General features: G+C 65.3%; 22 protein-coding genes. 15 read left to right on the top strand and 7 right to left on the bottom strand.

Translation table 11 applies throughout. The annotated features are described in order from the left end of the window. Positions 1 to 99 precede the first annotated feature (99 nt). Complete coding sequence (locus KVG96_RS25965) at positions 100 to 852, bottom strand: DUF2059 domain-containing protein (protein WP_217894569.1); 753 nt, start codon at positions 850 to 852, stop codon at positions 100 to 102. Positions 853 to 960: 108 nt separating this feature from the next. Between KVG96_RS25965 and KVG96_RS25970 the strand changes: the two genes are divergently transcribed. Both KVG96_RS25970 and KVG96_RS25975 read left to right on the top strand, forming a co-directional pair. Next, positions 961 to 1,593 (top strand): 2OG-Fe(II) oxygenase, encoded by a 633-nt coding sequence (locus tag KVG96_RS25970; RefSeq protein ID WP_085630121.1) that lies wholly within the window; start codon positions 961 to 963, stop codon positions 1,591 to 1,593. 1 nt (position 1,594) lies between these two features. Continuing rightward, complete coding sequence (locus tag KVG96_RS25975; RefSeq protein ID WP_217894570.1) at positions 1,595 to 2,080, top strand: 2-thiouracil desulfurase family protein; 486 nt, start codon at positions 1,595 to 1,597, stop codon at positions 2,078 to 2,080. A gap of 39 nt (positions 2,081 to 2,119) precedes the next feature. Here the strand turns inward: KVG96_RS25975 and KVG96_RS25980 are convergent, their stop codons facing one another. After that, a complete protein-coding gene (locus KVG96_RS25980) occupies positions 2,120 to 2,698 on the bottom strand; it encodes a transporter substrate-binding domain-containing protein (RefSeq protein WP_217894571.1) in 579 nt (192 codons plus the stop codon). A gap of 134 nt (positions 2,699 to 2,832) precedes the next feature. On the opposite strand from KVG96_RS25980, the gene KVG96_RS25985 reads away from it, so the two are divergent. Next, positions 2,833 to 3,258 (top strand): DUF4399 domain-containing protein, encoded by a 426-nt coding sequence (locus KVG96_RS25985; protein ID WP_217894572.1) that lies wholly within the window; start codon positions 2,833 to 2,835, stop codon positions 3,256 to 3,258. 174 nt (positions 3,259 to 3,432) lie between these two features. On the opposite strand, the gene serA is transcribed toward KVG96_RS25985, so the two are convergent. Then, complete coding sequence (gene serA, locus KVG96_RS25990) at positions 3,433 to 4,662, bottom strand: phosphoglycerate dehydrogenase (protein ID WP_217894573.1); 1,230 nt, start codon at positions 4,660 to 4,662, stop codon at positions 3,433 to 3,435. A 204-nt stretch (positions 4,663 to 4,866) separates the two neighbouring features. On the opposite strand from serA, the gene KVG96_RS25995 reads away from it, so the two are divergent. The 4 genes from KVG96_RS25995 to KVG96_RS26010 all read left to right on the top strand — a co-directional run bounded on the left by KVG96_RS25995 (position 4,867) and on the right by KVG96_RS26010 (position 9,209). Then, a complete protein-coding gene (locus KVG96_RS25995) occupies positions 4,867 to 6,261 on the top strand; it encodes a D-2-hydroxyglutarate dehydrogenase (RefSeq protein ID WP_217894574.1) in 1,395 nt (464 codons plus the stop codon). Between the two features lie 39 nt (positions 6,262 to 6,300). After that, positions 6,301 to 6,966, top strand: a complete 666-nt coding sequence (locus KVG96_RS26000) for a fumarylacetoacetate hydrolase family protein (protein ID WP_217894575.1) — start codon at positions 6,301 to 6,303, stop codon at positions 6,964 to 6,966. Between the two features lie 287 nt (positions 6,967 to 7,253). Then, a complete protein-coding gene (locus KVG96_RS26005; protein ID WP_217894576.1) occupies positions 7,254 to 8,183 on the top strand; it encodes an SdiA-regulated domain-containing protein in 930 nt (309 codons plus the stop codon). 108 nt (positions 8,184 to 8,291) lie between these two features. Beyond that, the gene (locus tag KVG96_RS26010; RefSeq protein WP_217894577.1) at positions 8,292 to 9,209 is read left to right on the top strand and encodes an SdiA-regulated domain-containing protein; all 918 of its coding nucleotides are present in this window, start codon (positions 8,292 to 8,294) and stop codon (positions 9,207 to 9,209) included. A gap of 136 nt (positions 9,210 to 9,345) precedes the next feature. Here the strand turns inward: KVG96_RS26010 and rpiA are convergent, their stop codons facing one another. Further along, the gene (gene rpiA / locus KVG96_RS26015) at positions 9,346 to 10,020 is read right to left on the bottom strand and encodes a ribose-5-phosphate isomerase RpiA (protein WP_217894578.1); all 675 of its coding nucleotides are present in this window, start codon (positions 10,018 to 10,020) and stop codon (positions 9,346 to 9,348) included. Positions 10,021 to 10,168: 148 nt separating this feature from the next. Here rpiA and ilvA point away from each other — a divergent pair, with 148 nt between their 5' ends. Together ilvA and KVG96_RS26025 are read left to right on the top strand one after the other, a co-directional pair. Beyond that, complete coding sequence (ilvA, locus tag KVG96_RS26020) at positions 10,169 to 11,683, top strand: threonine ammonia-lyase, biosynthetic (RefSeq protein WP_217894579.1); 1,515 nt, start codon at positions 10,169 to 10,171, stop codon at positions 11,681 to 11,683. Between the two features lie 39 nt (positions 11,684 to 11,722). Further along, a complete protein-coding gene (locus tag KVG96_RS26025; RefSeq protein ID WP_217894580.1) occupies positions 11,723 to 12,148 on the top strand; it encodes a DUF2269 family protein in 426 nt (141 codons plus the stop codon). 121 nt (positions 12,149 to 12,269) lie between these two features. On the opposite strand, the gene KVG96_RS26030 is transcribed toward KVG96_RS26025, so the two are convergent. Beyond that, positions 12,270 to 12,926, bottom strand: coding sequence for a histidinol-phosphatase (locus tag KVG96_RS26030; protein WP_217894581.1), 657 nt, complete (start codon positions 12,924 to 12,926; stop codon positions 12,270 to 12,272). A gap of 143 nt (positions 12,927 to 13,069) precedes the next feature. Between KVG96_RS26030 and KVG96_RS26035 the strand changes: the two genes are divergently transcribed. Together KVG96_RS26035 and ptsP are read left to right on the top strand one after the other, a co-directional pair. Beyond that, positions 13,070 to 13,549, top strand: a complete 480-nt coding sequence (locus KVG96_RS26035; RefSeq protein ID WP_085580957.1) for an RNA pyrophosphohydrolase — start codon at positions 13,070 to 13,072, stop codon at positions 13,547 to 13,549. A gap of 22 nt (positions 13,550 to 13,571) precedes the next feature. Beyond that, positions 13,572 to 15,851, top strand: a complete 2,280-nt coding sequence (gene ptsP, locus KVG96_RS26040) for a phosphoenolpyruvate--protein phosphotransferase (protein WP_217894582.1) — start codon at positions 13,572 to 13,574, stop codon at positions 15,849 to 15,851. 35 nt (positions 15,852 to 15,886) lie between these two features. Here the strand turns inward: ptsP and KVG96_RS26045 are convergent, their stop codons facing one another. After that, positions 15,887 to 16,633, bottom strand: coding sequence for an NRDE family protein (locus KVG96_RS26045; RefSeq protein ID WP_217894583.1), 747 nt, complete (start codon positions 16,631 to 16,633; stop codon positions 15,887 to 15,889). Positions 16,634 to 16,764: 131 nt separating this feature from the next. Between KVG96_RS26045 and KVG96_RS26050 the strand changes: the two genes are divergently transcribed. From KVG96_RS26050 to KVG96_RS26060, 3 genes are all read left to right on the top strand, one after another. Beyond that, entirely contained in the window at positions 16,765 to 17,547 is a 783-nt protein-coding gene (locus KVG96_RS26050; RefSeq protein WP_085580951.1) for a sulfite exporter TauE/SafE family protein, read from the top strand. Between the two features lie 81 nt (positions 17,548 to 17,628). Further along, positions 17,629 to 18,444 carry a prolipoprotein diacylglyceryl transferase gene (lgt, locus tag KVG96_RS26055; RefSeq protein ID WP_085580949.1) on the top strand — a complete coding sequence of 272 codons (816 nt, stop codon included), beginning with the start codon at positions 17,629 to 17,631 and terminating at the stop codon, positions 18,442 to 18,444. Positions 18,445 to 18,494: 50 nt separating this feature from the next. Continuing rightward, the gene (locus tag KVG96_RS26060) at positions 18,495 to 19,466 is read left to right on the top strand and encodes a thymidylate synthase (RefSeq protein ID WP_217894584.1); all 972 of its coding nucleotides are present in this window, start codon (positions 18,495 to 18,497) and stop codon (positions 19,464 to 19,466) included. Between the two features lie 204 nt (positions 19,467 to 19,670). Here the strand turns inward: KVG96_RS26060 and cadR are convergent, their stop codons facing one another. Then, positions 19,671 to 20,120, bottom strand: coding sequence for a Cd(II)/Pb(II)-responsive transcriptional regulator (cadR, locus tag KVG96_RS26065; protein ID WP_085580945.1), 450 nt, complete (start codon positions 20,118 to 20,120; stop codon positions 19,671 to 19,673). Between the two features lie 84 nt (positions 20,121 to 20,204). Here cadR and KVG96_RS26070 point away from each other — a divergent pair, with 84 nt between their 5' ends. Next, positions 20,205 to 22,493, top strand: coding sequence for a heavy metal translocating P-type ATPase (locus KVG96_RS26070; protein ID WP_217894585.1), 2,289 nt, complete (start codon positions 20,205 to 20,207; stop codon positions 22,491 to 22,493). The last annotated feature ends 5 nt before the right edge of the window (positions 22,494 to 22,498 follow it).

Below are 22,498 nucleotides of genomic sequence, written 5' to 3' on the forward strand. Positions count from 1 at the left end.
AGCTCCCGCAATCTTTCCGGTGTTCACACAATTCGTGATCGACCGAGAACCCTGTGGGAGCTGGCTTGCCGGCAATGGCGGACTGTCAGGCGACAGAGATCACTGACTGAGGTTCGAGGTGCTTTGGCCGACGGCCAGCCCGGCGCGGATGGCTGACAGCGCGGCCTGATAGTAGGCCTTGCCCTCGGCGGACTCGGCGAAGGTCGCGAACTCTTCCAGCTCTTCGTCCGACAGGTCGCGGTAGACGTACAGCAGGGTGTTGTTCAGGTCGGCGCCGATCTGCTCCATCAGCCGCTGACGCTGGCCGTCGAGCATGCCCTGGGCCTGGCCGGCGCCGAGCAGGCCGGGAATCATCGAGCTGAGGCTGTCGGCCGCCACGCCGGCGATCGCCAGGCTGACTTCGGCGCCGGCCTCGCGGGCGGGCAGCGCCTGGGCCAGGTGCCCGATGATCAGCAGGCGGCTGTCGCTGGCCGGCATCTTCGGCAGGCCCTTGGCGTTCTTCGCCAGTTGGTCGCGGCGGGTCGCCAGCAGTTCGGCGGCGACGATCTTCTTGCCCAGAGGCGACTGGAAAAAGGACAGGGCCGGTTTCGGGTCGGCGAGGTTCCGGCGCAGTTGCGCTTCGGCGCGCCGGTCCACGGACTGGGGGGCGAAGCGCTGGTTGCTGTTGTTGACCAGGGCCTGGAACACCGCCGGCGGCAGGCTGTTCTGGTAACGCTGCTGCGCGGCGCTCAGGGCGTCGTTGAAATGCGCGCGCTGTTCCGGCCAGCCGGCGACCTTGTACAACTGGTCGTGGCTGTCTGCCCAGGCGGGCAACACGCAGAACATCAACAGTGAGAGAAACAAACGGCGCATAAGGACTCCTGTCAGCAGCCGACTATTCTCCGTGCGGTGCCGGTACTTGTCGAGAATTCGTATCAGGCCGCCGCGTGGCTCTGTCGGATTTCTCGCCGCCGGCATACTATGCGCGCCATGCCCATATCCTCTGATCACCCGCTGCTGCTGCGCATCGTCGACGACCTCGCCGATCACGGCTGGTCGCAGCAGAACATATTCCTGCCCCAGGACCTGACCCGTGCGTTGGCGGCCGAGTGCCGCAAGCGCGCCGCCGAGGGCGAGCTGGCGCCGGCGGCGGTCGGGCGCGGCGCCTCCACGGAAGTCCGTGAAGGCATTCGCGGCGACCACATTCAGTGGCTCGAGCCGGGCCAGGACGCCGCCAGCGACCGCTACCTGAGCCTGATGGACAGCCTGCGCGAGGCGCTCAACCGCGGGCTGTTCCTGGGGCTCGAAGACTTCGAGTGCCACTTCGCCCTGTACCCGCCGGGGGCGTTCTACCGCCGGCACGTCGACCGTTTCCGCGACGACGACCGGCGTGCGGTCTCGGCGGTGATCTACCTCAACGACGCCTGGCTGCCGGAGGACGGCGGCCAGCTGCGCATGTACCTGGACGACGAACGCATCCACGACGTGCAGCCCACGGGCGGTTGCCTGGTGGTGTTCCTCTCCGGCGACGTGCCCCACGAAGTGCTGCCGGCCAACCGCGAGCGCCTGTCGCTGACCGGCTGGTTCCGCCGCCGCGGCAACGAGCCGTTCTGAGATGGAGCGGGTCCTGGTCAGCCGCTGCCTGCTCGGCCATCCCGTGCGTTACGACGGCGGGGCCGGCGGGCCGTTCGGGCTGCTGGAGCAATGGGTGGCCGAGGGGCGTGTGGTGCCGACCTGCCCGGAGGTGGCCGGCGGTCTGCCCACGCCCCGGGCGGCGGCGGAGATCCCGGGCGGGCAGGGCGCTGAAGTGCTCGACGGCACCGCTGCGGTCATCACCACCGACGGCGAGGACGTCAGCGCGCAGTTCCTGTCCGGGGCGCAGCAGGCGCTGGAACTGGTGCGCCGCCACGGCATCCGGATCGCGGTGCTCAAGGCCAACAGCCCGTCCTGCGGCAATCTGCTGACCTATGACGGCACGTTCAGCGGGGTGAAGGTCTCAGGTGAAGGGGTCACCGCGGCGCTGCTCAAGCGCCATGGCGTGCAGGTGTTCAGCGAACTGGAGCTGCCGCAGGCCGCCGAGGCCCTGGCGACGCTCGACTGACCTGCGCTGCCCCTTGGCGGGCGTCGCAGGGCCATCGGCTCACGGGTGTTCGGCAGGCTGCTCCAGCCACTTCTGCGTCAACGTCGCCAGCCGCCCGTCCGCCTTGATCCGCTGCAAGGCGTTCTCCAGGCTCGCGTGGAACGCCGGGTTGCCCTTCTGGTACGGAATCGCCAGCGCCACCGGCGCTTCATCCTTGGGCTTCTCCTCGGTCAAGGCTTGCACCAGCACCAGCGGGCGCGGCTGTTCGTCCTTCTTGGCCAGCCACTGCGGGTTGACCTGGCCGTAGGGTTCGCTGACGTCGAAACGATCCTTGAGCGCCGGGGTCAATGCCATGTGGTTGAGGGCGATGTCGTACTTGCCGCTTTCGACGCCCTGGAGCAGGTCGCTTTCGTCGGTGACGGTGAAGTCGGCCCGCACATCCAGCTCGTTGGCCAGCATTTGCCCCAGCTCGACCTCGAACCCCGCGAGCGTGTCGCCGTCCTTGAAATTGAAGGGCGGTGTATTAGCCTCTAGGGCGATGCGCAACTCGCCGCGGTCGTTGATGTCATCCATCAGTTCGGCATGGGCCAGGGGGCTCAGAAGGGGAAGCAGGCAGATCAGGCCAGGCAGGAAACGCATGGTCACTCCTTTGAAATCATTGTCGCGGCCTGATGTTCAGGCTCGCTTTGCTATGGTTGACGAGTGCCTTCGACAACGAATGGTCATGAAGTTGTCATGACCGCGCGGATTTTACGGAAAAACTGGAGAAGAGAATGCAGACATTCATGCTACGTGCCGCTTTCGCCGGCCTTGTGCTCGGCGCCTCGATGCTCGCCAACGCCGCCACGCCGGCGCCTGCGGGGGCTTCGGTGAACATTGTCGAGCCGACCAGCGGCGCCGTCGTGGAAGGCAAGTTCAAGGTCAAGTTCGAGGTCAAGGGCATCGCGCTGGCGCCGGCGGGGGATCCGACCGCGAACACCGGTCACCACCATCTGCTGGTGGACGCCAAGAGCATCGTTCCGGCCGGCCAGGTGATCCCGACGGACGACAACCACAAGCATTTCGGCAAGGCCCAGACCGAAACCGAGCTGGAACTGAAGCCGGGCCAGCACACCCTGCAGCTGGAGCTGGGCGACAAGAACCACATGGCGTTCGACCCGCCGATCGTCTCGGAGAAGATCACCATCACGGTGAAATGACGGTTCTGCGGGCATGAAAAAGGGAGCTCCGAGGAGCTCCCGTTCTCAGCTGCAAGCTGCAAGCTGCAAGCTACAAGCTACAAGCTACAAGCTACAAGCTACAAGCTACAAGCTACAAGCTACAAGCTACAAGCGACGAGCCTTGCCGCTTGAAGCTTGAAGCTTGCAGCTGCTTCAGAACAACACGCGGCTGCGGATGGTGCCGTTGACGTGCTGCAGCTTCTCTTGCGCCAGTTCCGAGTATTCGGCGTCGACGTCGATCACCACGTAGCCGACCTTCTCGTTGGTCTGCAGGAACTGACCCGAGATGTTGATGCCGTTTTCGGCGAAGACCTTGTTGATCTCGCTCATCACGCCCGGAACGTTCTCGTGGATGTGCAGCAGACGGTGCTTGCCCGGGTGGGCCGGCAGGGCCACTTCCGGGAAGTTCACGGACGATACCGACGTACCGTTGTCGCTGTACTTGACCAGCTTCTCCGCCACTTCCAGGCCGATGTTGGCCTGTGCTTCGGCCGTGGAGCCGCCGATGTGCGGGGTCAGGATCACGTTGTCCAGGCCGCGCAGCGGGCTTTCGAACTCTTCGTCGTTGGAGCGCGGCTCCACCGGGAACACGTCGATGGCGGCGCCGATCAGGTGCTTGTCCTTGATCGCGGCGGCCAGGTGGTCCAGCTCGACCACGGTGCCGCGGGCGGCGTTGATCAGGATGCCGCCCTTCTTGATGGCGCGGATTTCCTTCTCGCCGATCATCCACTGGGTGGCGGCGGTTTCAGGCACGTGCAGGGTGACGATGTCGGACATGCCCAGCAGCTCGTGCAGGTTGCCGACCTGCACGGCGTTGCCCAGCGGCAGCTTGGTCACGGTGTCGTAGAAGTACACCTGCATGCCCAGGCCTTCGGCCAGGACCGACAGTTGGGTGCCGATGGAGCCGTAGCCGACGATGCCCAGCTTCTTGCCGCGGATCTCGAAGGAGTTGGCCGCGGACTTGATCCAGCCGCCACGGTGGCAGGAAGCGTTTTTCTCGGGGATGCCGCGCAGCAGCAGGATCGCCTCGGCCAGCACCAGTTCCGCCACGGAGCGGGTGTTGGAGTACGGCGCGTTGAACACGGCGATGCCGCGCTCGCGGGCCGCGTCCAGGTCGACCTGGTTGGTGCCGATGCAGAAACAGCCCACCGCCACCAGCTTCTTCGCGTGATCGAAGATCTCTTCGGTCAGTTGGGTGCGCGAGCGGATGCCGATGAAGTGAGCGTCAGCGATCTTTTCCTTGAGCTGGTCTTCCGGCAGGGAGCCTGTGAGGTACTCGATGCTGGTGTAGCCCGCCGCCTTGAGGACGTCGACAGCCGATTGGTGGACGCCTTCGAGGAGAAGGAACTTGATCTTGCTCTTGTCGAGAGAAGTCTTGCTCATCTGCGTAAACCTGTATCCCGGAGAAAAATGGCAGGAAATGGTCAACAGATGCTGACCCGGACGGCAGGAAAGCCGTCGCCGCAGAACCGCCGTTGGGCACTGGCCTGCGGGGTCGGTATGCTAGCATAGCCACCCCGCTAATCACTCATTCCTGCGACGTGAAGCGTCTTCAGGATGACCATGAATTGTTCGAGAGTTCTGTCGATGACCAATCCTGCCCTGATTGATGAACTGAAGACCCTGGTCGAGCCCGGCAAAGTCCTGACCGACGCCGACTCCCTGAACGCATACGGCAAGGATTGGACCAAGCATTTCGCCCCGGCGCCGAGCGCCGTCGTGTTCCCCAAGACCATCGAGCAGGTGCAGGCCGTCGTGCGCTGGGCCAATGCGCACAAGGTGGCGCTGGTGCCGTCGGGCGGGCGCACCGGGCTGTCCGCCGCCGCGGTGGCGGCCAACGGCGAGGTGGTCGTGTCGTTCGACTACATGAACCGCATCCTCGACATCAACCTCACCGACCGCACCGCCGTCTGCCAGCCGGGGGTGGTCACCGAACAGCTGCAGAACGCCGCCGAAGAGCATGACCTGTACTACCCGGTGGATTTCGCCTCCGCCGGTTCCAGCCAGATCGGCGGCAACATCGGCACCAATGCCGGCGGGATCAAGGTCATTCGCTACGGCATGACCCGCAACTGGGTGGCGGGCATGAAAGTCGTCACCGGCAAGGGCGACGTGCTGGAACTGAACAAGGACCTGATCAAGAACGCCACCGGCTACGACCTGCGGCAGCTGTTCATCGGCGCCGAAGGCACTCTGGGCTTTGTGGTCGAGGCCACCATGCGCCTGGACCGGGCACCGAAGAACCTGACCGCGATGGTGCTCGGCACCCCGGACTTCGACTCGATCATGCCGGTGCTGCACGCCTTCCAGGGCAAACTCGACCTGACCGCCTTCGAGTTCTTCTCCGACAAGGCGCTGGCCAAGGTGCTGGGCCGCGGCGACGTGCCGGCGCCGTTCGAGACCGACTGCCCGTTCTACGCGCTGCTGGAGTTCGAGGCGACCACCGAGGAGGTGGCCAACCTGGCCCTGGAGACCTTCGAGCACTGCGTGGAGCAGGGCTGGGTGCTCGACGGGGTGATGAGCCAGAGCGAAACCCAGCTGCACAACCTGTGGAAGCTGCGCGAGTACATCTCCGAAACCATCTCCCACTGGACGCCGTACAAGAACGACATTTCGGTCACCGTGGCGAAAGTCCCGGCGTTCCTCCAGGAAATCGACGCGATCGTCGGCAAGCACTACCCGGATTTCGAGATCGTCTGGTTCGGCCACATCGGCGACGGCAACCTGCACCTGAACATCCTCAAGCCGGACAACCTGAGCAAGGACGAGTTCTTCGCCAAGTGCGCCACCGTCAACAAGTGGGTGTTCGAGACCGTCGAGAAGTACAACGGCTCGATCTCCGCCGAACACGGCGTGGGCATGACCAAGCGCGATTACTTGACCTACAGCCGCTCGCCGGCGGAAATCGAGTACATGAAAGCGGTCAAGGCGGTGTTCGACCCGAACGGCATCATGAACCCGGGCAAGATCTTCGCAGTTTGAGCGCAACCCTTGTGAATCAATGAAGGCAGGAGTCGGTAAATGAGCTATCAGCACCAGTACGTCGACGGTACGCGGATTCACTTCCCGCTGGGGAAAGTGGTGTGCATCGGCCGCAACTACGCCGAACACGCCAAGGAACTGGACAACCCGGTGCCCACCGAGCCGTTGCTGTTCATCAAGCCCGGCAGTTGCGTGGTGCCGCTGGAAGGCGGGTTCAAGATCCCGACCGAGCGCGGTTCGGTGCACTACGAGGCCGAGATCGCCGTGCTGATCGGCAAGCCGCTGTCCACCCGTCCGAGCCGCGAGGAAGTGCTGGATGCCATCTCCGGCTTCGCCCCGGCGCTGGACCTGACCCTGCGCGACAAGCAGGCCGAGCTCAAGTCCAAGGGCCTGCCGTGGGAAATCGCCAAGTCCTTCGACGGCGCGGCGGTGATCGCGCCGTTCGTGGCCGCCGGCGCCTTCGCCGACCTGACCGACATCGGCATCCGCCTGACCATCAACGGTGAAGTGCGCCAGGACGGCAACAGCAGCGCAATGCTCAACCCGATCGTGCCGATGATCCAGCACATGGCCGGCTGCTTCTCGCTGCAGGCCGGCGACGTGATCCTCACCGGCACGCCGGTGGGCGTCGGGCCGCTGAACGTCGGCGACGACATCGTGCTGGAACTGCCGGGCGCCAGCCGCTTCACCAGCAGCGTGCGCTGATCCGTCACTGCCGCTGACGCCATTGCCGGCAGGCTGGCCCACACAGGTTTTTGGGGGCTGCAGGTTCCTTGCGGATGTCCGGGCTTCTCTGTGGAAGCCAGCCTGCTGGCGATGCGGTGGGCCCGCCACCGCAAGGCACGGATCAAGACAGCGGCCCCACAGGCAGGGCGATCCCGCCATTTGCCGTTTTTTTCACATTCTGTACGGATAATTCCGGTCATTCTGGCGTCTGAGCCGGCCCCTTTGTGCTATTACCCATAGCCTGAATTTTCGGAACGCGTCCTCTGATGTCATCTCAATCGCTGCCCAAGCTCAAATCCGCCCGCCGCCCGCGGTTCGTCATGCGCTGGTATTCCTGGTTGTTGCTGGTGGGCGTCATTGCCTATGGCTTGGCGTATGCCATGCACTGGGATGACCGCGGGCTGCTTTGGGTGAAGGAGCGTTTCGAGAGCCCCGCCGGGCAGAAGGAAAGCATCTGGCTGCCTGGCTACCGCGCGGTGATCGACGCCAAACTGTTGCCGGGGATGGAAAAGGACGAGGCATCGGATCTCTCCTACAACCCGCAGACCAAAACCCTGTTTTCGGTGATGGGCAAGAACCCGTTCCTGGTCGAGCTGACCCTGCAGGGCGACGTGCTGCGCAAGATGCCGCTGGTGGGCTGGAGCAACCCGGAAGGCGTCACCGTGATGGAGAACGGCCTGATGGCCATCGTCGACGAGCGCGAACACCTGCTGTCGATCGTCAAGGTCGACGCCGCCACCCGCGAACTCAAGCGCGACGACTATCCGAAATACGACCTGGGCCCGTCCAGGGACCAGAACAAGGCGTTCGAGGCCATCACCTGGGACAAGCGCAACCAACGCCTGCTGCTGGGCGAAGAACGCCCGCCGGCGCTGTTCACCTGGAGCAGTGACGGCAGCCAGACCCTCAAGGGCGACAAGCAGAAGCTGCCGAGCGACGAACTGGACTTGCGCAACCTTTCGGCCCTGGCCATCGACCCGCGCACCGGCCACACCCTGGTGCTGTCCGCCGACTCGCACCTGTTGCTGGAACTGGACGAAAAGGGCGAGCAGGTCAGTTTCATGACCCTGCTCGGCGGCTTCAACGGCCTGAAGAACACCATCCCCCGCGCCGAAGGCGTGACCATGGACGAGTCGGGCACGCTCTACATCGTCAGCGAGCCGAACCTGTTCTATCGCTTCGAAAAGCAGAAGTGACCCCGGCGCCCAAGGCGTGCGGTTGTCCTCACGGGCCGGCGGCCATTAAGCTTCAGTTCAGACGGGCGTGATATTCCATCCGCCCGTTTTGATTCCGAGCCCGTCCGCATGCGCCGATTCGCCCGTCCCAAACCCCTGTTCATTCTGCTGTCTGCGGTGGCCTTGATCGCGCTGATCGCCGTCGGCCAGTACCTGCGCCTGTTCGAACGGGCCTGGTTCAACCTGCATGCGCTGTGGCAGCCGCACAGCGCCGAGGCCATCGGCCTTGACCGCTACCGGGTGGCTGTCGAGGCGAAGGTCATCGACGGGCTGGACGACGATGTGTCGGCCCTGACCTACGATCCGGTGCGCAATAGCCTGTTCACCGTCACCAACAAGAACGCCGAGCTGATCGAGCTGTCGCTGGACGGCCGGATCCTGCGCCGGGTGGCGCTGATCGGTTTCGGCGATCCGGAAGCCGTGGAGTTCATCAACGCCGACACCTACGTCATCACCGACGAGCGCCAGCAGCGGCTGATCAAGATCCACCTGGAGCAGGACACCACGTTCCTCGATGCGGCCGATGCGGAGCAGATGACCCTCGGCGTGCACATGAGCGGCAACAAGGGCTTCGAAGGCCTGGCCTACGATTCGGTGGGCAAGCGCCTGTTCGTGGCCAAGGAGCGGGATCCGATGCTGATCTATGAGGTGCACGGTTTTCCGCACTTCAATCCGGAGAAGTCCTACGCCGTGCACGTGATCAACAACCCCAAGCGCGACGCCGGGATGTTCGTGCGGGATCTGTCGAGCCTGCAGTACGACGAGCGCAGCGGCCATCTGCTGGCGCTGTCCGACGAGTCGCGGCTGATTCTGGAGCTGGATGTGGACGGGCGCCCGTTGAGCACGATGTCGCTGAACGGGGGACGGCAGGGCCTGAAGAACACGGTGCCGCAGGCCGAAGGCATTGCGATGGACGACGACGGGACGCTGTACCTGGTGAGCGAGCCGAATCTGTTTTACGTCTTCAGGAAGCCTGCGCAAAACTAATTCGCTTCACAAGACACTGTGGGAGCGGGCTTGCTCGCGATGAGGGTGTATCAGTCGCCAAACATGTCGACTGATACACCGCTATCGCTGGCAAGCCAGCTCCCACAGTTTTTTTCATCTGCCCGGAAATTTCGGCTTATTCAGCCTTCAGGGTCTTCACGCCTTCAGGGGTGCCCAGCAGCAGCAGGTCCGCCGGACGCGCCGCGAACAGGCCGTTGGTGACCACGCCGACGATGGCGTTGATCTGCGCTTCCAGCTCCGCCGGGTGGGTGATCTGCAGGTTGTGCACGTCGAGGATGATGTTGCCGTTGTCGGTCAGCACGCCTTCGCGGTAGACCGGGTCGCCGCCGAGCTTCACCAGTTGGCGGGCGACGTGGCTGCGTGCCATCGGGATGACTTCCACCGGCAGCGGGAACGCGCCGAGCACCGGCACCAGCTTGCTGGCGTCGGCGATGCAGATGAAGGTCTGCGCCACGGCGGCGACGATCTTCTCGCGGGTCAGGGCCGCGCCGCCGCCCTTGATCAGGTTCAGGCGGGCATCGCTTTCGTCGGCGCCGTCGACGTAGAACTCCAGGTTGCTCACGGTGTTGAGCTCGTACACCGGAATCCCGTGGCCCTTCAGGCGCGCGGCGGTGGCTTCGGAGCTGGCGACCGCACCGTCGAACGCACCCTTGTGCAGGGCCAGGGCATCGATGAAGCAGTTGGCGGTGGAGCCGGTGCCGACCCCGACGATGCTCTTGTCGTCGAGTTTCGGAAGGATGAAGTCGACGGCGGCCTGGGCCACGGCCTGTTTGAGTTGATCCTGGGTCATGCGGGCTCCGGAAGCGGGCAAGGTGAGAACGGAAAGGCCGGCATTATAGCCCCAAGCCGGGGTAAAACCTCGGGATTCGTGTGGTCGTGCGGCCAAAAGCCGGGTTAGACTCCTTGGCCCTGCCCAACCCGCCCAGTGATGCCTTCCGATGCTCGAACAGTACGTCAAAAAGATCCTCACCTCGCGCGTTTACGACGTTGCCGTAGAAACCCCGCTGCAGAACGCCCGCCAGCTCTCCGAGCGGCTGGGCAACGACATCTGGCTCAAGCGCGAAGACCTGCAGCCGGTGTTCTCGTTCAAGATCCGCGGGGCCTACAACAAGCTGACCCAGCTGACCGACGAAGAGCGCGCCCGCGGCGTGGTCACCGCCTCGGCGGGCAACCATGCCCAGGGCCTGGCCCTGGCGGCGAAGGTGCTGGGGGTGAAGGCCACCATCGTGATGCCCAAGACCACCCCGGAGATCAAGGTCGAAGGCGTGCGTTCCCGGGGCGGCAAGGTGGTGCTGCACGGCGACTCGTTCCCGGAGGCCCTGGCCTATTCGCTGAAGCTGGTCGATGAGAAGGGCTACGTCTACATCCACCCTTACGATGATCCGCACACCATCGCCGGGCAGGGCACCGTGGCGATGGAGATCCTGCGCCAGCACCCGCAGCCGCTGGACGCGATCTTCGTGCCGGTCGGCGGCGGCGGGCTGATCGCCGGCATCGCGGCCTACGTGAAGTACCTGCGTCCCGACATCAAGGTCATCGGCGTCGAGCCCGACGACTCCAACTGCCTGCAAGCGGCGATGGCGGCGGGCGAGCGGGTGGTGCTGCCGACGGTGGGCATTTTCGCCGACGGCGTGGCGGTGGCCCAGATCGGCCAGCACACCTTCGACATCTGCAAGGATTACGTCGATGAGGTGATCACCGTCAGCACCGACGAAATCTGCGCGGCGATCAAGGACATCTACGACGATACCCGTTCGATCACCGAACCCGCCGGCGCCCTGGGCGTGGCCGGGATCAAGAAGTACGTTGAGCAGCGCGGCGTGGTCGGCAAGACCTTCGTCGCCATCGACTCCGGCGCCAACGTCAACTTCGACCGCCTGCGCCACGTGGCCGAGCGCGCCGAACTGGGCGAGGGCCGCGAAGCGATCATCGCCGTGACCATCCCGGAGAAGGCCGGCAGCTTCAAGGCGTTCTGCGAAGCCATCGGCAAGCGCCAGATCACCGAATTCAACTACCGCTACAGCACCGGCAGCGAAGCGCACATCTTCGTCGGCGTGCAGACCCACCCCGACAGCGACCCGCGCAGCGCCCTGCTGGCGAGCCTGACCGAACAGGGCTTCCCGGTGATCGACCTGACCGACAACGAACTGGCCAAGCTGCACATCCGCCACATGGTCGGCGGGCGCGCGGCGCAGGTGGTCGACGAGGTGGTGCTGCGCTTCGAGTTCCCGGAGCGTCCGGGGGCGCTGTTCAACTTTCTCAACAAGCTCGGCGGGCGCTGGAACATCTCGATGTTCCACTACCGCAACCACGGCGCGGCGGACGGCCGGGTGGTGGCGGGCCTGCAGGTGCCGCACGAAGAGCGTCACCTGGTGCCTGCGGCGCTCGAGGCGATCGGCTATCCGTACTGGGACGAAAGCGACAACCCGGCCTATCAGCTGTTTCTCGGCTGAGCGGCTACGCTGATGGGCAGGCCATAAGGAAACCGGATCATGGAAACGTTGACTGCCCTCAAGGTGGCGCACACGGCGGCGACGGCGGTGCTGTTGCTCGGCGCGCTGGGCTTGGGCGCCTGGGTCTTCCTGGCGCGGCGCAAGGGTGACGCCACCGCAGGCAGCCGCACGCTGCAGCGGCCGCGGGTGTTCGTCTGGCTGCTGATGGCGCTGGCGCTGCTGAGCATGCCGTTCACCGGCTGGTGGATGGTGCATCTGGTGGGCTGGCCGCTGGGGCAGACGTGGCTGCTGGCCTCCAGCGTGCTCTACACCGTGGCGGCGCTGGCGTGGTTCTGGCTGCTGGTGCGGCTGAACCGGCTGCGCAAGGCGCCGGGCGGGGTGGGGCGGTTCAGCCTGGCCTTGGCGCTGTTCGGCCTGGTCTGTCTTGTGGCGATTGCCGGATTGATGGGGGCCAAGCCTGTCTGAGGGCTTGAACCCGTGGTGAGCCAATCGCTGGCAAGCCAGCTCCCACAGGGCTCTCTAGCGTTCACAGTGCCTGTGCTCGCCGCAGAACCTTGTGGGAGCCGGCTTGCCGGCGATAGCGGCATCAGCCGCGCAGGCTGAGCACCGGCCAGCCTCGCTTCTCGGCCTCGGCCAACAGGTTCGGATCCGGATCCACCGCCACCGGGTTCGCCACCTGCTCCAGCAGCGGCAGGTCATTCATCGAGTCGCTGTAGAAGTAACTGCCTTCCAGCGAATGCCCGGTCTCTTCCAGCCAGCGGTTCAACCGCGTCACCTTGCCTTCACGGAAACACGGCACGTCGGTGCTGCGCCCGGTGTAGCGGCCGTCCTGCATCTCGCACTCGGTGGCGATCAGGGTCTCGACGCCCAGGCGCACGGCAATCGGCGCGGTGACGAAACGGTTGGTGGCGGTGATGATCACCAGCTTGTCGCCGGCGTCGCGGTGCTGCTTGAGCAGCGCCAGCGCCTTGGGCAGCACGATCGGTTCGATGCAGTCGCGCATGTAGTCGCTGTGCCATTGGTCGAGCACGGCCATTTCGGTGCGGCCGAGGATCTCCAGGCAGAAGTTCAGGTACGCGGCGTTGTCCAGCTTGCCGGCCAGATAGTCCTGGTAGAACTCGTCGTTGCGCGCCTTGTAGGCGACCGGGTCGAGGAAGCCGCGTTCGCACAGGTAGTCGCCCCAGGCGTGATCGCTGTCGCCGCCCAGAAGGGTGTTGTCCAAATCGAAGAGTGCCAGGCGCATTGCAGTTACCCGCTGAAAAGTCAGTGAAAAGGGGACAAGAATACGGTCTTTTCACAAGAGTGCACATAAGCTGGGAACCTTCGTTGCCGCCTTCACGACCTTTGTGGAACAATGCGGCGACATGCGTTTGCGAGGTTGTTGCCGTGATCGACCCCGATGGTTTCCGCCCCAATGTCGGGATCATTCTGACGAATGACGCCGGCCAGGTGCTATGGGCCCGCCGTATCAATCAGGACGCCTGGCAGTTTCCGCAAGGGGGGATCAACCCCGACGAGACGCCGGAAGACGCCTTGTACCGCGAGCTGAACGAAGAAGTGGGCCTGGAGCGCGAAGATGTTGAAATTCTCGCCTGTACCCGGGGCTGGTTGCGCTATCGTTTGCCGCAGCGTCTGGTGCGTACCCACAGCCAGCCGCTGTGCATCGGCCAGAAGCAGAAGTGGTTTCTCCTGCGCCTGATCTCCAACGAGCAGCGGGTGCGGATGGATTTGACCGGTAAACCGGAGTTCGATGGCTGGCGTTGGGTCAGCTATTGGTATCCGCTGGGCCAGGTGGTGACATTCAAGCGCGAGGTGTACCGGCGCGCCCTCAAAGAGCTTGCCCCGCGCCTGCTGGCGCGCGACTGACGACGGAGTTCGACCCCGAGCCATGCTCAATACGCTGCGCAAGATCGTCCAGGAAGTTAACTCCGCCAAGGATCTCAAGGCGGCGTTGGGGATTATTGTGTTGCGCGTCAAAGAGGCCATGGGCAGCCAGGTCTGCTCGGTCTACCTGCTCGACCCCGAGACCAACCGCTTCGTGCTGATGGCCACCGAGGGCTTGAACAAGCGCTCGATCGGCAAGGTCAGCATGGCGCCCAACGAAGGTCTGGTCGGCCTGGTCGGCACGCGTGAAGAACCCCTGAACCTCGAAAACGCCGCGGACCACCCGCGCTACCGCTACTTCGCCGAGACCGGCGAGGAGCGCTACGCCTCGTTCCTCGGGGCGCCGATCATCCACCACCGCCGCGTCGTCGGCGTGTTGGTCATCCAGCAGAAAGAACGCCGCCAGTTCGACGAAGGCGAAGAGGCCTTCCTCGTGACCATGAGCGCCCAGCTCGCGGGCGTGATCGCCCACGCCGAGGCCACCGGCTCGATCCGCGGCCTGGGCCGTCAGGGCAAGGGCATCCAGGAAGCCAAGTTCGTCGGCGTTCCGGGCTCGCCGGGCGCGGCGGTCGGCACCGCCGTGGTCATGCTGCCGCCGGCGGACCTGGACGTGGTGCCGGACAAGGCCGTCGCCGACATCGACGCCGAGCTGGCGCTGTTCAAGAACGCCCTCGAAGGCGTGCGCGCCGACATGCGCGCCTTGTCGGCCAAGCTGGCGACCCAGCTGCGCCCCGAAGAGCGCGCGCTGTTCGACGTCTACCTGATGATGCTCGACGATGCCTCGCTGGGCAGCGAAGTCACCACCGTGATCAAGACCGGCCAATGGGCCCAGGGCGCGTTGCGCCAGGTGGTCACCGATCACGTCAACCGTTTCGAACTGATGGACGACGCCTACCTGCGTGAGCGGGCGTCGGACGTCAAGGACCTGGGCCGCCGCCTGCTCGCCTACCTGCAGGAAGAGCGTCAGCAGAACCTGGTCTACCCGGAAAAGACCATCCTGGTCAGCGAAGAACTGACGCCGGCCATGCTCGGCGAGGTGCCGGAAGGCACGCTGGTCGGCCTGGTCTCGGTGCTGGGCTCGGGCAACTCCCACGTCGCGATCCTGGCCCGGGCCATGGGCATCCCGACGGTGATGGGCCTGGTCGACCTGCCGTACGCCAAGGTCGACGGCATCGAAATAATCGTCGACGGCCACCGCGGCGAGGTCTACACCAACCCCGGCGAAGTGCTGCGCAAGCAGTTCGCCGAAGTGGTGGAAGAAGAGAAGCAGCTGGCCCTGGGCCTCGACGCGCTGCGCGACCTGCCGTGCGTGACCCTCGACGGGCACCGCATGCCGCTGTGGGTCAACACCGGCCTGCTGGCGGACGTGGCCCGCGCCCAGAAGCGCGGCGCCGAAGGCGTCGGCCTGTACCGCACCGAAGTGCCGTTCATGATCAACCAGCGCTTCCCCAGCGAAAAGGAGCAACTGGCGATCTACCGCGAGCAGCTCGCCGCGTTCCACCCGCAGCCGGTGACCATGCGGACCCTGGACATCGGCGGCGACAAGGCGCTGTCGTACTTCCCGATCAAGGAAGACAACCCGTTCCTGGGCTGGCGCGGCATCCGCGTCACCCTCGACCACCCGGAAATCTTCCTGGTGCAGACCCGCGCGATGCTCAAGGCCAGCGAAGGCCTGAACAACCTGCGGATCCTGCTGCCGATGATCTCCGGCATCCACGAGCTGGAAGAGGCGCTGCACCTGATCCACCGGGCCTGGGGCGAGGTGCGCGACGAGGGCACCGACGTGCCGATGCCGCCGGTGGGGGTGATGATCGAGATTCCGGCGGCGGTCTACCAGACCAGGGAACTGGCACGGATGGTGGACTTCCTGTCCGTCGGCTCCAACGACCTGACCCAGTACCTGCTGGCGGTGGACCGCAACAACCCGCGGGTGGCCGACCTCTACGACTACCTGCACCCGGCGGTGCTGCAGGCCTTGCAGATTGTGGTGCGCGACGCCCACGCCGAAGGCAAGCCGGTGAGCATCTGCGGCGAAATGGCCGGCGACCCGGCGGCCGCGGTGCTGTTGATGGCGATGGGCTTCGACAGCCTGTCGATGAACGCCACCAACCTGCCGAAGGTGAAGTGGATGCTGCGTCAGATCAACCTGAGCAAGTCCAGGGACCTGTTGGCGGAACTGATGACCATCGACAACCCGCAGGTCATCCACAGCTCGCTGCAACTGGCCCTGAAGAACCTGGGGCTGTCGCGGATGATCAACCCGGCGCCGGTCAAGACCGCCTGAACACGTGTGGCGAGGGAGCAAGCGCCCTCGCCACGTCAGACGCTCAAGTCCACCTCCCCGAGATGCCCGCCGAACGGGCCGAAGCTGCGCTCCACGATCCGGCGCGTGCCGTCCGCCTGCACGATCAGCGCCGTGCTCGCCCGCGTCCCGTAGCTCTGGCTGGCGATGAACACGCTCGACAGCAGCGACTCGGTCGCCCGTCCCACGCCGGTGTCCGGCAACTCCGCCTCCGGCGCCGGTTGCGCGTCGGCCAGCAGCGCCAGCAACCGTTCGGGCTGCGGATCGTCCAGCACCGCATTCAAGGCCGCCTTGGCCTTGAGCAGTTTCGGCCAGGGTGTGTCCAGCCCGGCGTTGGACAGTCCGTAGACCCCCGGCGGCAGCATCACCGGCTCCGGGTCGCGGGCGTTGAAGTGCCACAGTTCGTTGGCGTTGCCCAGCAGCAGGTTGAACCCGGCGTACTGCGCCGAGCGTTCGACGACGTCGGCCAGATAGTCGTCGATCGACAGCTCCCCGGTCAGGAACCCGGCCACCAGCCCGCCCCGCGAACGCTGCGCCGGCGGCTGGCCGGGGTCGCGGATGTTGGTCAGCGCCGCGAACCGGCCGTGGGCGCCCAGGCCCAGCCAGGTGCCGCCCGCCTCCAGGTCCCGCCCGGCGTGGACGTGGGGCGCCTCCGGCCACGGGGCCAGCGGCAGGCTGGGCCGGGCGTAGAACTCGTCGCGGTTGGCCGCGACGATCAGCGGTTGGGCATGATCCGGCCGCCAGGCGAAAACGATCAGGCACATAAGGTTGTCCTTGTGCGTTTTTTGCCCACTCTACGCAGTCATCGCCCGCGCATCCATCGCAAGTGGAGCCTGAGGCCATGCATCCGTTACCATGCCGCTCCGGTTTTGGGGACGCGTCGGGGGAGGCGGTCATGGAATTTCTGCTCTATCTGGCGTTGGGCGCCTGCGCAGGCGTACTGGCTGGGCTGTTCGGGGTCGGCGGCGGGATCATCATCGTCCCGGTGCTGGTGTTCAGTTTCACCTTGCAAGGCTTCGACCCGTCGATCCTGACCCACCTGGCGGTGGGCACGTCGCTGGCGACGATCATCTTCACCTCGGTCAACGCCGTGCGCGAACACCATCGCCGGGGCGCGGTGCGCTGGCCGATCTTCGTCTGGATGACGGTCGGCATCCTGGTCGGCGCCGGGCTGGGCGCACTGACCGCCGAAGCGATCTCGGGCCCTCACCTGCAAAAGATCATCGGCGTGTTCGCCCTGGTGATCGCCGCGCAACTGGCCCTGGAGGCCAAGCCCAAGGCCAGCCGGACGGTGCCGGGCAAGCTCGGCCTGACCGTGGCCGGCAGCGTGATCGGCTGGGCCTCGGCGATCTTCGGCATCGGCGGCGGCTCGCTGACCGTGCCGTTCCTGACCTGGCGCAGCGTGCCGATGCAGCAGGCGGTGGCGACGTCGTCGGCCTGCGGTTTGCCGATCGCGGTGGCCAGTGCGATAAGTTTCATGATTCTGGGCTGGCACGATCCGCTGTTGCCGGCCCATAGTCTCGGTTTCGTGTACCTGCCGGCGCTGTTGGGGATCGCCCTGACCAGCATGGTCTTCGCCCGCCTCGGCGCGCGCCTGGCCCACAAGCTGTCGCCGAAGTTGCTCAAACGCCTGTTCGCCGCTTTGCTGTTCTGCGTGGGCCTGAACTTTCTGTTGTGAGCCGGCGCAATCCTGACTTAATCCTGAGGTGGCAGCGTCCCCCGGGAATGTTGAAGACCTGAACTCTAACGAGGAGTCGCAATGCTGCCTTACCCGCAGATCGACCCGGTGGCGGTTGCCATCGGTCCGTTGAAAATCCACTGGTACGGCCTGATGTACCTGATCGGCATCGGCGGCGCGTGGCTGCTGGCGTCGCGCCGGCTCAACCGTTTCGACCCGACCTGGACGAAGGAGAAGCTCTCCGACCTGGTGTTCTGGCTGTCCATGGGCGTGATCGTCGGCGGGCGCCTGGGCTACGTGCTGTTCTATGACCTGAGCGCCTACCTGGCCAACCCGACGCTGATCTTCGAGGTGTGGAAGGGCGGCATGTCGTTCCACGGCGGCTTCATCGGCGTGATGCTGGCGGCGCTGTGGTTCGGCAAGCGCAACAACAAGTCGTTCTTCCAGCTGATGGACTTCGTCGCGCCGATGGTGCCGATCGGCCTGGGGGCCGGGCGCATCGGCAACTTCATCAACGCCGAGCTGTGGGGCAAGCCGACCGACGTGCCGTGGGCGATGATCTTCCCGCCGTTCAGCGATCCGGCGCAGCTGCCGCGCCACCCGTCGCAGCTTTACCAGTTCGCCCTCGAAGGCGTGGCGCTGTTCCTGATCCTCTGGCTGTTCTCGCGCAAGCCGCGTCCGACCATGGCCGTTTCGGGCATGTTCGCGCTGTTCTACGGGATCTTCCGGTTCATCGTCGAGTTCGTCCGCGTGCCGGACGCGCAGTTGGGCTACTTGGCCTGGAACTGGCTGACCATGGGCCAGGTGCTGTGCGTGCCGATGATCGTCGGCGGGCTGTTCCTGATCTGGCTGGCCTACCGTCGCGCGCCGGCGGCGCCGGTCGCTCCGACGGCTTAACATACGGACCCCGGCGCCGGACGCCGGGGCTCAAAGGAAACAGGTAACCCATGAAGCAATATCTTGATCTGGTGTCCCACGTCATCAACAACGGCACCAAGCAGGCCAACCGCACCGGCGTGAACACCATCAGCTTTCCGGGCGCCATGCTGCGCTTCGACCTGCAGGAAGGCTTTCCGGCGATCACCACCCGCAAGATGGCCTTCAAGTCGGCCATCGGCGAGATGTGCGGTTTTCTGCGCGGGGTGAACAACGCCGCCGAGTTCCGGGCGCTGGGCTGCAAGGTCTGGGACCAGAACGCCAACGAAAACGCCCAGTGGCTGGCCAACCCGTTCCGTCAGGGCGAAGACGACCTGGGCGAGATCTACGGCGTGCAGTGGCGCAAGTGGCCGGCGTACAAGCAGATCCCGCTGAGCAACGCCGCCGCCATCGAACAGACCCTGAGCCAGGGCTACCGGCAGATCGCCGAGGGCGAAGAGGACGGCCAGGCCTACGTGGTGCTGTACAAGGCCATCGACCAGGTGCGCCAGTGCGTCGACACGATCATCAAGGATCCGGGCAGCCGGCGCATCCTGTTCCACGGCTGGAACTGCGCCCAGCTCGACGAGATGGCCCTGCCGCCGTGCCACCTGCTGTACCAGTTCCACCCGAACGTCGAGACCCGGGAAATCTCCCTGACGCTCTACATCCGCTCCAACGACCTGGGCCTGGGCACGCCGTTCAACCTCACCGAAGGCGCCGCGCTGCTGAGCCTGATCGGCCGCCTGACCGGCTACACGCCGCGCTGGTTCACCTATTTCATCGGCGATGCGCACGTCTATGAGAACCACCTGGACATGCTCAACGAACAGCTCAAGCGCGAGCCGTTCGCCATGCCGAAACTGAAGATCTCCGACCGCGTGCCGGAATTCGCCAAGACCGGCGTGTACCAGCCGGAGTGGCTGGAATTGGTGGAGCCTGGTGACTTCTCCCTGGAAGGCTACGAGCACCATGCGCCGATGACCGCGCCGATGGCGGTCTGAAGCCCGGCTCCGCAGAGCCTGGGCTGACGCCATCGCCAGCAGGCTGGCTCCCACAGGGCGTTCGGTTGGATGCTGGGGCGGCGGTCACTGCAAGACAATGTGGGAGCGAGCCTGCTCGCGATGACGGTGTGTCAGCCAAGGATGGATCGGCTGACGCAACGCTTTCGCCGGCGGGTTCGCTCCCACATTTGTTTTGGGGTGTTCTTAATGGCCGTGGCTCCGGCCCACGTGGGAATGCTCGACTTCCGTCGCCGTAACCCCGCCGCTCACTTCCAGCCGTTGCAGGATCCCGCACTGATCCGCTTCCGGCCCCTCGCCACAACGCTGGCGCAGGTCGAGCAGTTGCGCCTGCAAGGCCAGCAAGCCGTCGATCCGCGCCTTGACGTGCTGGATGTGTTCGTCGATCAGGGCGTTCACGCTCTCGCACTGGTCCTGCGGACTGTCGCGCAGGGTGAGCAATGCGCGGATCTCTTCGAGGGTCATGTCCAGGGTGCGGCAGTTGCGGATGAAGGTCAGCCGTTCGGCGTGGGCCTGGGTGTAGACCCGGTAGTTGCCGTCGCTGCGGGCCGGTTCCGGCAGCAGGTTTTCGCGCTCGTAGTAGCGGATGGTCTCCACGGCGCAGTCGGTGAGTTTTGCCAGTTCTCCGATCTTCATGACGGCAATCTCCAAAAGGGTGCTTGACCCTATAGTGGCTACAGGGTCTTTACTTGGCAACAGGCACCTTCATGGACGCGACCGATGAGCGATTCCCTGCACACCCACAGCCACAAACCTGGCGAGCACGATCACAGCCACGAGCATGATCACGAACATGGCCACAGCCCGAAACTGCAGCCTGTGCACAAGCACGCCCATGGCGGCGACGCCTGCTGCTCGGCGAAAACCGCCGCACCGGCACTGATCCGGCTGAGCGAGGCGCCGAGCGCCGACGCCCGGTTGAGCAGCTTCCGCATCGAGGCGATGGACTGCCCGACCGAGCAGACCCTGATCCAGAACAAGCTCGGCAAACTGGCCGGCATTCAGCAACTGGAATTCAACCTGATCAACCGCGTGCTCGGCGTGACCCATACGCTGGCGGACACCGCGCCGATCACTGAGGCGATCAAGTCCCTGGGCATGCAGGCCGAACCGCTGGAGGCCGGCGTCGAGACGCCAGCCCCGGCACCGGCGAAGAAGCACTGGTGGCCGCTGGCGCTGTCCGGAGTCGGTGCGCTGGCGGCGGAGGTCATCCATTTCACCAACGCCGCGCCGACCTGGGTGGTGGCGATCGTCGCGCTGGTGTCGATCCTCAGCGGTGGCCTTGGCACCTACAAAAAGGGCTGGATCGCCCTGAAGAACCGCAACCTCAACATCAACGCCCTGATGAGCATCGCCGTGACCGGCGCCGTGCTGATCGGCCAATGGCCGGAAGCGGCGATGGTGATGTTCCTGTTCACCGTGGCCGAGCTGATCGAGGCCCGTTCGCTGGACCGGGCGCGCAACGCCATCAGCGGCCTGATGCAGATGACGCCGGAGCAAGCCACTGTATTGCAGGCTGACGGCAACTGGGTCGAACGCGAGGTCAAAGGCATCGATCTCGGTGCCCGGGTGCGGGTCAAGCCCGGCGAGCGCATCGCCCTCGACGGTGAAGTCGTGAGCGGCCGCTCGACCATCGACCAGGCGCCGATCACCGGGGAAAGCCTGCCGGTGGAGAAAACCGTTGGCGACAAGGTGTTCGCCGGCACCATCAACCAGGCCGGTTCCCTTGAGTACACCGTGACCGCGGCGGCGAACCATTCGACCCTGGCGCGGATCATCAACGCCGTCGAGCAGGCCCAGGGCGCGCGGGCGCCGACCCAGCGCTTCGTCGACCGGTTCTCGAAGGTCTACACCCCGGCGGTGTTCATCCTCGCGCTGGCCGTGGCGGTGATCCCGCCGCTGTTCATGGGCGCGGCATGGTTCGACTGGATCTACCGCGCACTGGTGCTGCTGGTGGTGGCATGCCCGTGCGCCCTGGTGATCTCCACCCCGGTGACCATCGTCAGCGGCCTGGCCGCGGCGGCGCGCAAGGGCATCCTGGTCAAGGGCGGCGTGTACCTGGAGGGCGGTTTCAAGCTCGACTATGTGGCGCTGGACAAGACCGGCACCATCACCCACGGCAAACCGGTGCAGACCGACTACCTGGCCCTCGACCCGACCGCCGAAGCCCTGGCCCCGGCCATCGCCGCCGCCCTGGCCGGGCGTTCCGACCACCCGGTGTCGCTGGCCATCGCCAATGCCGCTGTGGATAAGAACCTGACCCTGCCGGTTGTGGATAACTTCACCGCGCTGACCGGTCGCGGGGTGAAGGGCGAAGTGGACGGCCAGACCTACCACCTGGGCAACCACCGTCTGGTGGAAGAGCTGGGGCTGTGCTCGCCGCAGCTGGAAGAAAAACTGTTCGCGCTGGAGAAACAGGGCAAGTCCGTGGTGCTGCTGCTCGACCGCTCGGGCCCGCTGGCGCTGTTCGCCGTGGCCGACACGGTCAAGGACACCAGCCGCGAAGCCATTCGCCAATTGCACGATCTGGGCGTGAAGACCCTGATGCTCACCGGCGACAACGTCCACACCGCCCAGGCGATCGCGGCGCAGGTCGGCATCGACCAGGCCAAGGGCGACCTGTTGCCCACCGACAAGCTGCAAGCCATCGAAGGCCTGTATGCCCAAGGCCACCGGGTCGGCATGGTCGGCGACGGCATCAACGACGCCCCGGCGCTGGCCCGGGCCGAGATCGGCTTCGCCATGGCGGCGGCCGGCACCGACACCGCCATCGAAACCGCCGATGTCGCCCTGATGGACGACGATCTGCGCAAGATTCCGGCGTTCATCAGCCTGTCGCGCCACACGGCGGCTATCCTCAAGCAGAACATCGCGTTGGCGCTGGTGATCAAAGCGATCTTTCTTGGGGTAACCTTCGCCGGGGTCGCCACCATGTGGATGGCGGTGTTCGCCGACATGGGCGTCAGCCTGCTGGTGGTGTTCAACGGTTTGCGCCTGCTGCGCAAGTAAGAGAG

Origin of the sequence: Pseudomonas ekonensis (assembly GCF_019145435.1) — a bacterium.
Lineage (GTDB): Bacteria > Pseudomonadota > Gammaproteobacteria > Pseudomonadales > Pseudomonadaceae > Aquipseudomonas > Aquipseudomonas ekonensis.

Excerpts from the sequence above, each read along its gene's own strand:
- KVG96_RS25965 (WP_217894569.1), bottom strand. The coding sequence starts at position 852 with ATGCGCCGTTTGTTTCTCTCACTGTTGATGTTCTGCGTGTTGCCCGCC.
- KVG96_RS25970 (WP_085630121.1), top strand. The coding sequence starts at position 961 with ATGCGCGCCATGCCCATATCCTCTGATCACCCGCTGCTGCTGCGCATC.
- KVG96_RS25975 (WP_217894570.1), top strand. The coding sequence starts at position 1,595 with ATGGAGCGGGTCCTGGTCAGCCGCTGCCTGCTCGGCCATCCCGTGCGT.
- KVG96_RS25980 (WP_217894571.1), bottom strand. The coding sequence starts at position 2,698 with ATGCGTTTCCTGCCTGGCCTGATCTGCCTGCTTCCCCTTCTGAGCCCC.
- KVG96_RS25985 (WP_217894572.1), top strand. The coding sequence starts at position 2,833 with ATGCAGACATTCATGCTACGTGCCGCTTTCGCCGGCCTTGTGCTCGGC.
- serA (WP_217894573.1), bottom strand. The coding sequence starts at position 4,662 with ATGAGCAAGACTTCTCTCGACAAGAGCAAGATCAAGTTCCTTCTCCTC.
- KVG96_RS25995 (WP_217894574.1), top strand. The coding sequence starts at position 4,867 with ATGACCAATCCTGCCCTGATTGATGAACTGAAGACCCTGGTCGAGCCC.
- KVG96_RS26000 (WP_217894575.1), top strand. The coding sequence starts at position 6,301 with ATGAGCTATCAGCACCAGTACGTCGACGGTACGCGGATTCACTTCCCG.
- KVG96_RS26005 (WP_217894576.1), top strand. The coding sequence starts at position 7,254 with ATGTCATCTCAATCGCTGCCCAAGCTCAAATCCGCCCGCCGCCCGCGG.
- KVG96_RS26010 (WP_217894577.1), top strand. The coding sequence starts at position 8,292 with ATGCGCCGATTCGCCCGTCCCAAACCCCTGTTCATTCTGCTGTCTGCG.
- rpiA (WP_217894578.1), bottom strand. The coding sequence starts at position 10,020 with ATGACCCAGGATCAACTCAAACAGGCCGTGGCCCAGGCCGCCGTCGAC.
- ilvA (WP_217894579.1), top strand. The coding sequence starts at position 10,169 with ATGCTCGAACAGTACGTCAAAAAGATCCTCACCTCGCGCGTTTACGAC.
- KVG96_RS26025 (WP_217894580.1), top strand. The coding sequence starts at position 11,723 with ATGGAAACGTTGACTGCCCTCAAGGTGGCGCACACGGCGGCGACGGCG.
- KVG96_RS26030 (WP_217894581.1), bottom strand. The coding sequence starts at position 12,926 with ATGCGCCTGGCACTCTTCGATTTGGACAACACCCTTCTGGGCGGCGAC.
- ptsP (WP_217894582.1), top strand. The coding sequence starts at position 13,572 with ATGCTCAATACGCTGCGCAAGATCGTCCAGGAAGTTAACTCCGCCAAG.
- KVG96_RS26045 (WP_217894583.1), bottom strand. The coding sequence starts at position 16,633 with ATGTGCCTGATCGTTTTCGCCTGGCGGCCGGATCATGCCCAACCGCTG.
- KVG96_RS26050 (WP_085580951.1), top strand. The coding sequence starts at position 16,765 with ATGGAATTTCTGCTCTATCTGGCGTTGGGCGCCTGCGCAGGCGTACTG.
- lgt (WP_085580949.1), top strand. The coding sequence starts at position 17,629 with ATGCTGCCTTACCCGCAGATCGACCCGGTGGCGGTTGCCATCGGTCCG.
- KVG96_RS26060 (WP_217894584.1), top strand. The coding sequence starts at position 18,495 with ATGAAGCAATATCTTGATCTGGTGTCCCACGTCATCAACAACGGCACC.
- cadR (WP_085580945.1), bottom strand. The coding sequence starts at position 20,120 with ATGAAGATCGGAGAACTGGCAAAACTCACCGACTGCGCCGTGGAGACC.
- KVG96_RS26070 (WP_217894585.1), top strand. The coding sequence starts at position 20,205 with ATGAGCGATTCCCTGCACACCCACAGCCACAAACCTGGCGAGCACGAT.